This window comes from Streptomyces sp. NBC_00009 (assembly GCF_045040855.1).
GTDB classification, from domain to species: Bacteria; Actinomycetota; Actinomycetes; order Streptomycetales; family Streptomycetaceae; genus Streptomyces; species Streptomyces aureus.
In genome coordinates this window covers 7,580,574-7,593,344 of record NZ_CP108312.1, presented here as the reverse complement: position 1 = coordinate 7,593,344, position 12,771 = coordinate 7,580,574, and the positions used below count along the sequence as shown (strand labels likewise).

Here is a 12,771-nt window from a genome sequence, read left to right as displayed (position 1 = left end):
AGCCACCCACGGGAAATTCCCGTGCGGCGGGGGCGACCCGGCCAGTAGCGTCCCCACCCATGACTCCTCCTCGCATACGCCCTCCCTACGACGCCGACGAGCGAACGCAGTTGGTCGCCTGGCTGGACATGCAGCGTGCCGTCGTCGAGTGGAAGTGCGAGGGCGTTTCCGAGAAGGACGCCCATCGCTCCGTGCTCCCCGCGTCCCCCGCCATGACCGTGGCGGGGGTCGTGTCGCATCTGCGGTGGGTCGAGCACTGCTGGTTCGAGGTCATGCTGATGGGCGGCGCGGCCGAGGGCCCCCAGTTCGACGACGGGCCGGAGGACGCCGACATGCTCGTCGACGACGTCCCCCTCGACCAGCTGCTCGGCGAGTACTCCCGCCAGTACGCCCGGTCGAACGAGATCACCGCCGCTCACTCCCTCGACCAGGCGGGCCGGCACCCCGACTTCCGTGCCGGGTCCGCGAATCTGCGGTGGATCCTCCTGCACATGATCGAGGAGACCGCCCGGCACGCCGGTCACCTCGACGCGATCCGTGAGCTCCTCGACGGCGAGAGGGGCTACTTCTGACCCGGGGCGTTCGATGGCCTGCGGGGCCCTGTGCGGGCGCGTCGTGCGACCTGCGAGACTGTCGCCATGCCCAGTCCGGTCCGTACGTCCGCAGCAGGCGAGGGCCTTCGCGCGAGGCGCCGCCGCGAGACCGAGCACGCGATCCACGCCGCCGCGGTACGGCTCGTCGAGGGGCACGGCCTGGCCGGGGTGACGGTCGACATGATCAGTGCCGCCGCCGGGATCTCGCAGCGCACGTTCTTCAACTACTTCCCGAGCAAGGAGTCGGCGCTCACCATCGGCCCGCCCCCGCTGCCGGACGCGCTCCACCGGCGCCTCGCGCACGGCGACCCGGCGCCCCGGGCGACGCTCACCGAACTGCTGGACGTCCTGTCCGCGCACATCACCGACGATGTCGCGCCCGACCGCGAACTCGTCCAGGCCACCTTCCGGATCGCCGACCGGCACCCCGAACTGCGGGCGGCGCTCCACGCGCGGTTCGACGCCTTCGAGGAGCAGGTGAGGGAGGCGGTGGCCGAGCGGCTGGCCTCCCCTCCGGCCGACCCCCGGCCCCGCCTGCTCACCGGCATCGCGCTCGCCGTGGCCCGCACCGCGCTGGAGCAGTGGTCACTGGGCACCGCCGGCGACCACGCCTCGCCCGAGCCGGACCTCCGCCAGTGCATCGATCTGCTGCACACACTCATGCCGAAGACCTGAGGCACCCGCCGACACGGCCTTCAGCGGTCGTCGGCGAGCTGCTGCGCGCGGGCCGTCAGGTCCACCTTCCGGATCTTCATGGTCGTCGTCATCGGCATCTCGTCGACTATCTCCACGAGGGGAACCTTGTAGGTCGCCATGCTCTCGCGCGCCCAGTCACGTAGCACCGAGGCTTCCACCGCACCTTTTTGACAGAGTGTCACGAAGGCCACGGGGATCTGGCCCTTCGTCGGGTCGGCGGCCGGGACCACGGCGGCCGTGTGCACCTCGGGGTGGCGGCACAGCAGCATCTCGACCTCCGCGGGGAAGACGCTCATGCCCTTGACCTTGATGAGGTCCTTGTCGCGGCCGAGGTAGTGCAGGCAGCCGTCGTCGTTGATCCGGCCGTTGTCCCCCGTGTGCAGCCAGCCGTCGCGCAGCTGGCGCGCCGTGGCGTCGGGCTTGTTCCAGTAGCCGGTCGTCACCGAGGGGCTGCGGACGACGATCTCGCCCGCCTCGCCGAGCGGCAGCGGTTCACCGGTGACGGGCGAGACCACGGCGATGTCCGTGCCGGGCATGGGCAGTCCGCAGAAGACGGGTTCGGCGTGCAGATCCTGGTCCCCGTCCTGGAACCCGTAGGGCGTCACGTCGATCGTGTGGGTCTCGGTCATGCCGTACGCAGCCTCGCGCAGGACGGAGTGGGTGCCCGCGGCGCCCTCCCAGCGCCGCCGGACGCCGACGTCGAGTTTGCGGATGAACGAGGTGCAGAGCGGGTCGACGAGGGAACTCAGGTCGTACGAGGCGAAGTCGGGCCGGTCGAGAAGTTCGAGGTAGTTCTCCACGGTGCCGACCATCGTGGTGACCTTGTGCGCGTCGATCGCCCGCAGGACGCGGGCCGGGTCCCAGCGGGGCATGAGGACCGAAGTGCCGCCCAGCATCAGGGGGTTGAGGATGCCCAGATCCTCGCCCGCGATCCAGAAGACCGGGATGTAGCACAGGACCACCACCTCGCCGTCGGCCGTCTGGCGGGTGGCCCCGGCGCTGGTGGCGATGGTGTAGATCATGTGCCGCTGGGTGTGCATGCAGCCCTTGGGGAGGCCTGACGTGCCGCCCGTGTAGTTCAGCGCGGCCAGGGCGTCGAGGTCGGCAGGGGCGCCGTCGACCGGCTCGTGCGCCACGGCCTGCGCCCAGGTGTGGACCGCGAGCCCTTCGATCGCCACGGCGTCCGGTGCGGTCGCAGCCAAGGCCATCTCGGTGAGCGAGGTGACGAACACCCGCCGCACCGCGGTCTGTTGGCGTACGGAAGCGAGCAGCGGGAGCGAGGTGTCGAGGGTGATGACGGTCTCGGCGCCGCAGTCCTCGAGTTCGTAGGCGAGTTCGGCGCCCTGGAACATCGGGTTGACCGGCACGTGCACCGCGCCGAGGCGCAGCACGGCCAGGAAGGCGATCAGGAACTGGGGGCAGTTGGGCAGGTGGACGGCGACCCGGTCGCCCGAGCCGACGCCCTCGGAGGCGAGGCGTCCCGCCACGCGGCGGCTCAGCTCGTCGAGTTCGCGGTAGGAGACGGTGCGGCCCTCGAAGACGACCGCGGTCCGGTCGGGGCGCAGCCGCGCCCAGTGCGCGACATGGTCCGGCACGGAGATCTCGCCGAGCGGGTACACGACGTCGGACGGTGTGCCGTGCGGGCGGACCCGGGCCTGACGGGCGCGCAGATCCTCCAGGTACTCCTCAATCTTCATGCGGCTCCTCGGTTGTTGTCCCGACCTGACCTACGTGGACCTTCACCGCAGGGGCGTCACCACGTGTCGACGAAGCGACGGCGGGTGTGCCCCTCGGGCGGCTGTGGGCGCGGATGCGTGCGGTGCTGGGCGAACGTCGTGCTGATCCAGCGGCGGGTGTCGGCCGGGTCGATCACGTCGTCGACCTCGAAGGTCGTCCCCGCGTTGAGCGCCTTGCCCTGCTCGTAATGCTCCGCGAGCAGCGCCTCGTACGCGGCCCGGCGCTCCTGCGGGTCGGCGATGGCTTCGAGTTCGCGGCGGTAGCCGAGCCGGACGGCGCCTTCGAGGCCCATCGGGCCGATCTCGCCGGTGGGCCAGGAGACCATCGCCGTGGGGGCGCGGAAGCCGCCGCCGGTCATCGCCATCGCGCCGAGGCCGTAGCCCTTGCGCAGGACGGCGGAGAAGACCGGCACGCCGAGGTGGGCTCCCGCGACGAAGAGCCGGCTGAAGTGCCGTACGGTTGCGGTCTTCTCGGCGTCCGGGCCGACCATGAACCCGGGGGTGTCGCACAGGGTGATCACGGGCAGGCCGTGGGCGTCGCACAGTTGCAGGAAGCGGGCCATCTTGTCGGCGGCGTCGCTGTCGATGGCGCCGCCGAGATGCTGGGGGTTGTTGGCGACCAGGCCCATCGGCCGCCCCTCGACCCTTACGAGTGCGGTGATGACGCCGACGCCGAACTCGCGGCGCAGTTCCAGGACCGAGCCGGTGTCCGCGAGGAGGGCGACCGCCTCCCGGACGTCGTACGCGCGCAGCCGGTTCTCGGGGACGACGTGCCGCAGGAGGCGCTGGTCCGCGCAGTCCCAGTCGCTCAAGTCGCCCTGGAAGTACGAGAGATACTTCTTGGCGACCGCCACGGCCTCGGCCTCGTCGTCCACCAGGATGTCGACGACGCCGTTCGGGACCTGGACCGGCATCGGGCCGACCTCCTCGGGCAGGAACTGCCCGAGGCCGCCCGCCTCGATCATCGCGGGGCCGCTCATGCCGACGGTGGCGTCGGCCGTCGCGATGACGACGTCGCAGCAGCCGAGGAGCGCCGCGTTGCCCGCGAAGCAGCGCCCGGCGACGATGCCGACCGTCGGCACCTGCCCGCTCAGGCGGGCGAGGGTGGCGAACGTGGGGACGTCGAGTCCGGCGACCGCCATCATGTCGGTGTCGCCGGGGCGTCCGCCGCCGCCTTCGGCGAAGAGCACGACCGGGATCTGCTGCCGCTCGGCGAGTTCGAGCATGCGGTCGGTCTTCTTGTGGTTGAGCATCCCCTGTGTGCCGGCGAGGACCGTGTAGTCGTACGCGAGCACGGCGCACTGGCTGCGCCGGTCGCCGAACCGGGCGCCGTTGATCCGGGCGACGCCGGTGACGATGCCGTCGGCCGGTGTGCCGGCGATCAGGTCGTCGAGGGTCCTGCGGCGGCGCTGCGCGGCGATCGCCAGGGCGCCGTACTCGGTGAAGGTGCCCGGGTCGCAGAGGTCGGCGAGGTTCTCGCGTGCGGTGCGGTGGCCGGTGCGCCTGCGGCGCTCGACGGCCTGCGGCCTCGCCTCGTCGAGGGTGACGCGATGGCGCTCGACGACCTCGGCGAGGTCCGGCCTGAGCACGTCGAGATCGACCTCGGCCGCCGCCTCGTCGACGCTCTCCTCGCCCTCCGAGGGTGCGAAGACAACGAGTTCGGCGCCGGCCGGGACGACGTCCCCGACGCTCGCGCGGACCTCGCGCACCACTCCCCCGCGCGGCGCCGTCAGGACGTGTTCCATCTTCATCGCCTCGAGTACGACGAGCGGCGCGCCGGCCGCCACCTCGGCGCCCGGCTCCACGCAGACGTCGACGACACTGCCCGCGGAGAGCGCGGTGAGGGCCGAGCCGTGACTCTCCTGGGAAGGGGCTGCTCCCGGTACGAGCTTGTCGAGGTGTTCGTTGACGAAGGCGGTCGTCACCGTGCCGTCCCGGAAGGTCTCGTGGCGCAGGACGGCGCGAAGGAGCGGCAGGTTCGACGGGACTCCGGAGAGCGTGAACTCGCCGAGCGCTCCGGCCGCCTTCCCGGCCGCGTCGGCGAAGTCGCCCCGGACCGTACGGGTGATCACCTTGGCTACGAGGGAGTCGTACGAGCCCTTGATCTCCAGGCCCGCGCGGCCGTGGGTGTCCACGCGCACGCCGGGGCCGCCGGGCGCCTCGAAGGCGGTCAGCGTGCCCTGCGAGGCGCGGGCCGTGCCGTCCGCGGACAGCTCTTCGAGATTGACGCGGGTCTGGATCGCGAAGCCGCGCGGCTGCGGGACCTCCTCCTGGAGGAGGCCGAGTTCGGCGAGGGACCTGCCCTGGGCGAGGCGCAGTTGGGTGGCCACCAGGTCTACGCCGGTGAGTTCCTCGGTGATGGTGTGCTCGACCTGGAGGCGCGGGTTGGTCTCGATGAAGTAGTAGGCGTCCGGGTCGTCCGCGTCGACGAGGAACTCGAAGGTCCCGAGGCCGAGATACCGGGTCGCCGAAGCCATCGTGACCGCGGCCTCGATCAGCAGGTCACGCGTGCGCGCGGGGAGCCACGGGCTGGGCGCGACCTCGATCAGCTTCTGGTTGCGGCGCTGGACCGAGCACTCCCGGTCCCATAGGTGGGTCACCCGGCCGGTGCCGTCCCCGACGACCTGGATCTCGATGTGCTTGGCGCGGGGCAGCAGTTGCTCGACGTAGACGTCGCCGTTGCCGAAGGCGCGCTCGGCCTCGGAGCGGCAGCGTTCGTGGGCCCAGGCGAGGTCCGCCGCGTCGTGCACGGCGCGCATGCCGCGGCCGCCTCCCCCGGCGACCGCCTTCACCATGACGCCGTCGCGCACGCCTGCGAGGAACTCCGTGGCCTGCGCGAGGGAGGTGGGGGCGCCGGTCGCCGCGAGGACGGGGACGCCGTGCTGTACGGCGAGCGCCCGTGAGCTCGCCTTGTCGCCGAAGAGGGCGAGGAGTTCCGGGGTGGGCCCCACGAAGGTCAGCCCCGCCTCGGCACACGCCTTCGCGAAGCCGGCGTTCTCGCTGAGGAACCCGTAGCCGGGATGGACCAGATCGCACCCCGCGCGCCCGGCGATCCCGACGATCTGGCGCGCGTCGAGATAGGCGGCCACGCCGTCGCCCTTGAGCAGGTGGGCCTCGTCGGCGAGCCGCACATGGGCCGCCGAGCGGTCGTCCGCGGAGTGCACGGCCACGGTCCGCAGGCCGAGCGCCGACGCCGCGCGGTGGATCCGGACCGCGATCTCGCCCCGGTTGGCGATCAGCACACCTGTCATCGGACGTCTCCTCCACGGGCCCGTGACGCGGGCCTTCTGTACGTGACGGCTTCGGGCTGCACATGACGGTTCCGGGCGTGCCGGACCTGCCGACGCGCCCTTGACGTTGACGCTGGCGTCAACGTCAACGGCGGGCCCAGTCTGCGTTGACGCCATCGTCAACGTCAATAAGCTGGGGCCATGCCGATCGCGAGAAACTCCTGGACCGTGCGCGACAAACTGGACCGCCAGGACAGCGCCACACGCGCCCGGCTGCTCACGGCGGCCCGCACGGTCTTCGAGCAGCGGGGCTACGCGCGCACGACGATCGCCGACATCACGGCGGAGGCCGATGCAGGCCGCGCCACGTTCTACGTCTACTTCGCCTCCAAGCAGGACGTCTTCGCCGTGCTCGCCGCCGATCTGCGCGACCGGTTCCTCGCGGCGCAGGAAGCGGCGGACCCCGAGGCCGAGGACCCTTACCTGCTCGCCGAGCGGACCAACGCGGCGTTCCTGGACGCCTACGTGGACAACCTCGCGTTCATGACCGTGCTCGAACACCAGTCGCTCACGGACCCGGCGATGCGCGTGCTCCGCGACGAGATCAGCGACCGCCCCCGCGGGCGCACCGCGCGCTACATCGCCCGCCTGGTGCGCCAGGGCCTGGCCGAGCCGGCCGGTTCGCCGGAGTCCGTGGCCACCGCCGCGGCCGGTATGGTCGCGGGCTTCGCCCGGGCCGTGGCCGCCGACCCGGCCTGCCGGGACCGGGCGGTCGCCGATCTGACGGCGATGTATCTGCGGCTGCTCGGCCTCACGCCCCGCGCAGGCGCCACGGCCCCCGGCCGCGACTGACCCCACGACTCCTCCGGCCCGTCCATTCGGCCCATGCCCGCTCGCGCCACACCGCCGCCTCTGTGTTGGCTTGAGCCAAGCGTCCGGACGGAGGGGGAAGTTCCTCATGGAGACACCGCATACGCCCTATGGCCAGGACCCCGGCTACGGGCAGGATCCGCACCAGCTCTACGGGCCTGACCCGGCGCACCCCTCCTACCCTGCGTACGGGCCGTACGTCGACAGCGCACCGCCTCCGCCCCCGCAGTCGCGCGTCGACGCCCGCAAGATCTGGTCCGGCGGCCTGATGACCGCGCTCGTCGCCGCGCTGACCGCCGTGGCCGGTGTGCTCCTCGTCCGCGGTGTCCTCGGCGTCGCCGTGTTCGCGCCGGAGCGCGACGGCGCGATGGGGGACGCGTCCACCGGACTGCTCGCGGGCGGCGCCGCCGTCGCGGCCCTCGTCGCGACGCTGCTTCTGCATCTCCTGTGCCTGGGCACACCGCAGCCCGGGCGGTTCTTCGCCTGGATCGTCACGCTGGCGACGCTCGTCATGGTGCTGCTGCCCTTCACCACGTCGGTGGCCATCGTGACGAAGGTGGGCACGGCCGCCGTCTATCTCGCCGTCGGACTCACCATCGGGATGCTGCTGACCCCCGTGGCGCGCGGCGCGGTGCGCAGCCGCTGACCAGACGTTCCCTGCCCCGGCTGCGCGTGGGCGACCGGCCCGCAGCTACCGTTGCGGCATGGAACTCATAGGTGAGATCACCGCCGGCCGCCCCCTGCTCGTGCTGGCCGTGAAGGAAGAGGCGCAGTTCCTCGACACGAATCTCCCCGTCCTGCTCACCGGCATGGGCAAGGTCAACGCGGCGACCGCGCTGGCCACCGTCCTGGCCCGCGGCCCGCACCCCTCGGGCATCGTGAACCTGGGCACGGCGGGTGCGCTGCGCCCCGGCTGGACGGGCACCCACGTCATCGGCTCCGTGATCCAGCACGACCTGGACAACGCCGTGCTCGCCTCCCTGACGGGCGAGATCTACGGTGCGCCGATCGACCTGCCCGACCACGGCGGGCCCGTCCTCGCGACCGGCGACTCCTTCATCTCCGACGAGGCGGCCCGCGCCCGCCTGGCCGCGCACGCCCCGCTCGTCGACATGGAGGGCTACGCTCTCGCGTCCGCCGCCCAGCAGGCCGGTGTTCCGCTGCGCATCGTCAAGCACGTCAGCGACGAGGCGGGCGACGGCGCGGCCAGGACATGGCGCGAGACGGTCGCCGACTGCGCACGCGTCCTCGCCGACTGGACCGCGCGGAACGTCCCCGTACGCCCCTGATCCACGACTCCCCCGGCAGGCTGCGGGGGCGGCGATGAGACCGGGCCGCGCCCCACGCGCCCGAGGTCAGTGCCGGCGACGCAGCGCCTGCGGAGTGAGGTCGGCGAGCGTCGGGTAACCGTCGACGGCCATGATCAGGTCGGTCTCCGCGAGCAGGGACCGCAGCACGTGGACGATGCCGTCGACGCCGCCGAGGGCGAGGCCGTAGGCATAGGGACGGCCGATGCCTACCGCCGTCGCGCCGAGGGCGAGCGCCTTGACCACATCGGCTCCGGAGCGCACGCCCGAGTCGAACAGCACGGGCAGACCGTCGGCGGCCTCCACCACGTCCGGCAGGGCGTCGATGGCGGCGAGTCCTCCGTTGGCCTGACGTCCGCCGTGGTTCGAGCAGTAGATCCCGTCGACGCCGCCGTCCTTGGCCCGCCGTACGTCCTCGGGGTGGCACAGGCCCTTGACGATCAACGGAAGGTTGGTGAGCGAGCGCAGCCAGGGGAGGTCGTCCCACGTCAGGGGGTTGCCGAAGACGCTCGCGAACTGCATGACGACGGCCTGCGTGTCATCGGCGCGGCCCTGCGGGAGCCGGGAGCGGAAGACCGGGTCCGAGGTGTAGTTGCTGAGGCAGTGGCCGCGCAGCTGGGGGAAGTTGCCGGTGGACAGGTCGCGGGGCCGCCAGCCGGTGACCCAGGTGTCCATGGTGACGACGATCCCCTTGAAGCCGGCCGCCTCGGCCCGCCTGACGAGGCTCTCGGCGAGGTCACGGTCGGTCGGCGTGTAGAGCTGGAAGAAGCCGGGGGTCTCGCCGAACTCCTTGGCCACGTCCTCCATGGGGTCCGCGGACAGGGTGGAGGCCACCATCGGAACTCCCGTGCGGGCGGCGGCCCGTGCCGTCGCGAGGTCCCCGTGCCCGTCCTGTCCGCAGAGCCCGATCACGCCGATGGGGCACATGAACAGCGGGCTGTCGAGCTTCAGCCCGAAGAGGTCGACGGTCAGGTCCCGCTTGCTCGCCCCGACGAACATGCGCGGCACGAGCCCCCACTGTTCGAACGCGGTGACGTTCACGCGCTGGGTGAATTCGTCGCCCGCGCCACCCGCGACGTACGACCACACGGACGGCGCGAGTGCCTCACTGGCCCGCTGCTCCAGCTCCGCGAAGGCCATGGGCAGCTCGGGGACGACACCCCCGAGCGCGTTGAAGTAGATCTCGTGCTGGTAGTCACCGAACTGCTGCGTCATCGCGGCCACCCTCCTCGTCGAGCGCCACCGTGTCCTGGCGGTGGCGATCAGACACTAGTGCGCAGGGCGGCGGTTGGGGGCCCGTGGGGTGCGGGGTCAGGTCCGCACCCCACGGGCGGCTCGAGGCCGGCTGCGCACCGAGGGCCGGCCGGAGACCAGGCGGAGATCAGCCGGAGGTCAGGCGCCGCACGGCCGCCCGGGTGAGCTCGCGGCGCTGCGGGGCGGTGTCGAGGGAGCGGTGCAGGACCAACCCCTCGATCAGCGCGTCCAGTTGGCGGGCGGTGTCCGCGTCGAAGTGCCGCTCCAGGAGGTCGCGGCTGCGGGCCATCCAGGCGTGGGTGAGTTCGCGGTACTCGTCGCGGCGGGCGGCGAGGGCGTAGAGCTCGTGGGTGAGGACGAGATCGCGACGCGAACCTGCGGACAGCGCGTGGATGAGGTCGGTGACGGCTTCGCGGGCCTGCTCGGGGGTGCCGACGTCGGCCAGGTGCCGCTCGAACACGGCCACGATCTCGTCGGCGAACCGGGTGAAGGCCTCGCGCAACAGGTCGTCGATGCCGGCGAAGTGGTAGGTCATCGAGCCGAGCGGCACGTCGGCGCGTACGGCGATCTTGCGGTGGGAGACCCCGGCGACGCCCTCTTCGGCGATGTGGTCGAGGGTGGCGGCGAGGATGCGCTCGCGGCGCTGCGGGTCCGTGCGTCCGGTGGCCATGGGGGCGCCGGTCAGAGGGTGCGGACGGGGCGGGCGGGGTTGCCGACGGCCACGACGTTCGCCGGGACGTCCTTGGTGACCACGGCTCCGGCGCCGATGACGGAGTTGTCCCCGATGGTCACTCCGGGGCACACGATGGCCCCGCCGCCGAGCCAGACGTTGTCGCCGATGGTGATGGGCAGCGCGGCTTCCAGCTTGTCGCGGCGGGGCTGCGGCTCCACCGGGTGGGTGGGGGTGAGGAGTTGGACGTTGGGGCCGAGCTGGCAGTCCTCGCCGATGGTGATCCTTGCGACGTCGAGCGCGGTGAGGTGGTAGTTGACGAAGGTGCGGGCGCCGATGGCGATGTTGCTGCCGTAGTCGACGTACAGCGGCGGCCGCACCTCGACGCCCTCCCCCAGGGACTCGAGCAGGTCGGCCAGGATCGGCCGGGCCTTGTCGGCGTCCTCGATGAAGGCGTCCTGATAGCGGGCGGCCAGCCGCATCGCCCGCTGCTGACGCCGGGCGATCTCCGGATCGTCGGCGATGTAGAGGTCACCCGCGAGCATGCGCTCCAGGTTCGTCCGCGGGTCGTCGGCGAAGTAGTCCGTCGTCGTCATGCGTACGATCGTACACTCGGGAATGTACGAACGTACGCTCGCGATCGGCGAGTCACTGAGCGCAGGGTGCTCGGCCCGGCTAACCCGGCTGCCGCATCAGCATGTCCCGGACCCCGATGCCGTAGTGGGCGCGCAGCCGGTGCAGTTCCCACAGGCCGACGGCGGTCACCGAGACGGGGGCGCCGAGCATGAGCAGCACCCGGAGCGGGCCCGGCACACCCGCGTAGGCGCCGGTGAACAGGTCGACGAGCGTCATCTCCCAGACCAGCGTCATGGCCAGCAGCGGCGGCACGGTCTCGTGGATGTCCGCGGTGCGGAAGACATGTACGAGCGCCAGGCCGATGCCCCAGAAGATGAAGGGCACCACCCACACAAAGGTCAGCACGAGGACGGAGTACGTGACGACGGCCATCACCGGGTTGGTGGCGAACCTGCCCTCCATGAAGCCGGTGAGCATGATCGCCGGGAACACGCCCACCGCCGCCACTATGGACACCATCGCGCCGAACGACTTGGCGGCCCGGCGCAGCAGCTCGCGGCGGGCCGAGGGAGCGGCTAGGGCGAGCAGTACTCCCACGGCGACGGGGAACGTCACGGACAGCATCAGGACGCTGAGCCAGGCCTGGTCCCCCCGGTCACTGACGACGTCGCTCACCGAGTTGGCGAGCTTGTAGGACATCGACACCCACACCACCGCGCCCAGACCGACCAGGGTGCGGATCTTCTGGACACGGGCGACCAGGGCGTCGTCGACGATGCCGGAGCGGGACGGCTTGAACACCCGGCGCGCGGTGTGGATGGGGCCGACCTTCTGCCGCAGCCGCTGGAAGGGGCCGGGGGCGGGTGGCGGGCCGGGGTGCGGCGGGTATGGGTGCGGCCCGTTGGGAGGGGGCCCGTAGGGGTGCGGGATCTGCGGCGGGTAGCCGCCGTTGGGCGGCTGTGGCGGGTACGGGCCCTGGGGCGGCGGCGGGTACGGGCCCTGGGGCGGCGGCGGGTACGGGCCGGGCTGGGGCCGGTGCCCTGCCTGCGGGTCGTAGGGCGGCTGCCCGCCCGGATTCCAGGCGTTCATGTGTTTCCCCCGAGGTATGACTGATGGAACAGGAGCGGCAACAGAATAGAGGCGCCGCGTCCCGGCGGACCCCTACCGGACGATGCGGTGGCGGTATCGATGCCGGCGGTTCAACCGGCGGAGGCCGGGCGGTAGCGCACGTTCACCACGAGCGACGGTTCGCTGCCGTTGACAAGGCCGAGTCGGACCGGCGAGCCGGCCGGGTCGTCGAACAGGCGGACCCCGTCGCCGAGCAGGACCGGCGCGATGCGCAGGCCGATCTCGTCGATGAGCGCGCGCTCCAGGAGCTGACGGCCGATCGAGGGTGACAGGACCTCAACTCATCGCCGGTGAACACCACCTGCGAACTGCCCTGGACCGGTACACCGAGCACTACAACACAGGCAGACCCCATCGATCGCTGGGACCTAAGAGCGCCGTGCGACGCCTCCGTCGGCACGGTCTCCCGCGATGCCGTCCGCCGCACCCTTCGCGCCGAAGGCGCCCCTGTCTCCATCCGCACTCGCCGCCTGCCCCAACGAACCGTCCTTCATGAAGTCGACGTCGATGTTGTCCTTGCGGGCCCACTAGTCCTCGTACGCGAACCGGGCGTTGGTGCGAATCTGCAAACCAGGTGGCCGCGGTCGGGGTGTCGCACATGGAGTCGGCCGCTGCAGGCGAAGTCCCGCTGGCGCTCGTCGAGTTGGCTGAGGATGTGGGGTGTCGCCGCCCCGCAGGGAGACGAACATGCAGCCTCTTGGAGGGGCCAAC

Annotated in this window: 13 protein-coding genes; 6 read left to right on the top strand and 7 right to left on the bottom strand. The window is 71.7% G+C overall.

The features are described 5' to 3' along the window. Positions 1-59 precede the first annotated feature (59 nt). Together OHA58_RS34435 and OHA58_RS34430 are read left to right on the top strand one after the other, a co-directional pair. The gene (locus OHA58_RS34435; RefSeq protein ID WP_405483622.1) at positions 60-572 is read left to right on the top strand and encodes a DinB family protein; all 513 of its coding nucleotides are present in this window, start codon (positions 60-62) and stop codon (positions 570-572) included. A gap of 66 nt (positions 573-638) precedes the next feature. Continuing rightward, positions 639-1,268, top strand: coding sequence for a TetR family transcriptional regulator (locus OHA58_RS34430; RefSeq protein ID WP_405483621.1), 630 nt, complete (start codon positions 639-641; stop codon positions 1,266-1,268). 20 nt (positions 1,269-1,288) lie between these two features. On the opposite strand, the gene OHA58_RS34425 is transcribed toward OHA58_RS34430, so the two are convergent. Both OHA58_RS34425 and OHA58_RS34420 read right to left on the bottom strand, forming a co-directional pair. Further along, entirely contained in the window at positions 1,289-2,986 is a 1,698-nt protein-coding gene (locus OHA58_RS34425) for an AMP-binding protein (RefSeq protein WP_405483620.1), read from the bottom strand. Positions 2,987-3,042: 56 nt separating this feature from the next. Continuing rightward, on the bottom strand, positions 3,043-6,276 hold the full coding sequence (locus tag OHA58_RS34420) for a carboxyl transferase domain-containing protein (RefSeq protein WP_405483619.1): 3,234 nt from the start codon (positions 6,274-6,276) through the stop codon (positions 3,043-3,045). 180 nt (positions 6,277-6,456) lie between these two features. On the opposite strand from OHA58_RS34420, the gene OHA58_RS34415 reads away from it, so the two are divergent. The 3 genes from OHA58_RS34415 (at position 6,457) to OHA58_RS34405 (ending at position 8,414) form a co-directional block, all read left to right on the top strand. After that, positions 6,457-7,107, top strand: coding sequence for a TetR/AcrR family transcriptional regulator (locus OHA58_RS34415; protein WP_405483618.1), 651 nt, complete (start codon positions 6,457-6,459; stop codon positions 7,105-7,107). 106 nt (positions 7,108-7,213) lie between these two features. Next, a complete protein-coding gene (locus OHA58_RS34410) occupies positions 7,214-7,771 on the top strand; it encodes a DUF6069 family protein (RefSeq protein WP_405483617.1) in 558 nt (185 codons plus the stop codon). A gap of 58 nt (positions 7,772-7,829) precedes the next feature. Beyond that, positions 7,830-8,414 (top strand): nucleosidase, encoded by a 585-nt coding sequence (locus OHA58_RS34405; protein ID WP_405483616.1) that lies wholly within the window; start codon positions 7,830-7,832, stop codon positions 8,412-8,414. A gap of 66 nt (positions 8,415-8,480) precedes the next feature. Here the strand turns inward: OHA58_RS34405 and OHA58_RS34400 are convergent, their stop codons facing one another. The 5 genes from OHA58_RS34400 to OHA58_RS34380 form a co-directional block, all read right to left on the bottom strand. Then, on the bottom strand, positions 8,481-9,647 hold the full coding sequence (locus OHA58_RS34400; protein ID WP_405483615.1) for an alpha-hydroxy-acid oxidizing protein: 1,167 nt from the start codon (positions 9,645-9,647) through the stop codon (positions 8,481-8,483). 166 nt (positions 9,648-9,813) lie between these two features. After that, positions 9,814-10,356: a TetR/AcrR family transcriptional regulator gene (locus tag OHA58_RS34395; protein WP_405483614.1), complete on the bottom strand. Its 543-nt coding sequence runs from the start codon at positions 10,354-10,356 to the stop codon at positions 9,814-9,816. An 11-nt stretch (positions 10,357-10,367) separates the two neighbouring features. Further along, positions 10,368-10,952, bottom strand: coding sequence for a sugar O-acetyltransferase (locus OHA58_RS34390; protein ID WP_405483613.1), 585 nt, complete (start codon positions 10,950-10,952; stop codon positions 10,368-10,370). Positions 10,953-11,031: 79 nt separating this feature from the next. Next, positions 11,032-12,021, bottom strand: coding sequence for a hypothetical protein (locus OHA58_RS34385; protein ID WP_405483612.1), 990 nt, complete (start codon positions 12,019-12,021; stop codon positions 11,032-11,034). A gap of 110 nt (positions 12,022-12,131) precedes the next feature. Then, positions 12,132-12,269 carry a hypothetical protein gene (locus tag OHA58_RS34380; protein ID WP_405485325.1) on the bottom strand — a complete coding sequence of 46 codons (138 nt, stop codon included), beginning with the start codon at positions 12,267-12,269 and terminating at the stop codon, positions 12,132-12,134. Between the two features lie 56 nt (positions 12,270-12,325). Between OHA58_RS34380 and OHA58_RS34375 the strand changes: the two genes are divergently transcribed. Beyond that, complete coding sequence (locus OHA58_RS34375; protein WP_405483611.1) at positions 12,326-12,556, top strand: integrase core domain-containing protein; 231 nt, start codon at positions 12,326-12,328, stop codon at positions 12,554-12,556. Positions 12,557-12,771 lie beyond the last annotated feature (215 nt).

Bases quoted from the DNA above. Each gene is read 5' to 3' on its own strand.
- OHA58_RS34395 (WP_405483614.1), bottom strand. From the start codon at position 10,356: ATGGCCACCGGACGCACGGACCCGCAGCGCCGCGAGCGCATCCTCGCC.
- OHA58_RS34435 (WP_405483622.1), top strand. From the start codon at position 60: ATGACTCCTCCTCGCATACGCCCTCCCTACGACGCCGACGAGCGAACG.
- OHA58_RS34430 (WP_405483621.1), top strand. From the start codon at position 639: ATGCCCAGTCCGGTCCGTACGTCCGCAGCAGGCGAGGGCCTTCGCGCG.
- OHA58_RS34410 (WP_405483617.1), top strand. From the start codon at position 7,214: ATGGAGACACCGCATACGCCCTATGGCCAGGACCCCGGCTACGGGCAG.
- OHA58_RS34400 (WP_405483615.1), bottom strand. From the start codon at position 9,647: ATGACGCAGCAGTTCGGTGACTACCAGCACGAGATCTACTTCAACGCG.
- OHA58_RS34405 (WP_405483616.1), top strand. From the start codon at position 7,830: ATGGAACTCATAGGTGAGATCACCGCCGGCCGCCCCCTGCTCGTGCTG.
- OHA58_RS34415 (WP_405483618.1), top strand. From the start codon at position 6,457: ATGCCGATCGCGAGAAACTCCTGGACCGTGCGCGACAAACTGGACCGC.
- OHA58_RS34420 (WP_405483619.1), bottom strand. From the start codon at position 6,276: ATGACAGGTGTGCTGATCGCCAACCGGGGCGAGATCGCGGTCCGGATC.
- OHA58_RS34385 (WP_405483612.1), bottom strand. From the start codon at position 12,021: ATGAACGCCTGGAATCCGGGCGGGCAGCCGCCCTACGACCCGCAGGCA.
- OHA58_RS34390 (WP_405483613.1), bottom strand. From the start codon at position 10,952: ATGACGACGACGGACTACTTCGCCGACGACCCGCGGACGAACCTGGAG.
- OHA58_RS34425 (WP_405483620.1), bottom strand. From the start codon at position 2,986: ATGAAGATTGAGGAGTACCTGGAGGATCTGCGCGCCCGTCAGGCCCGG.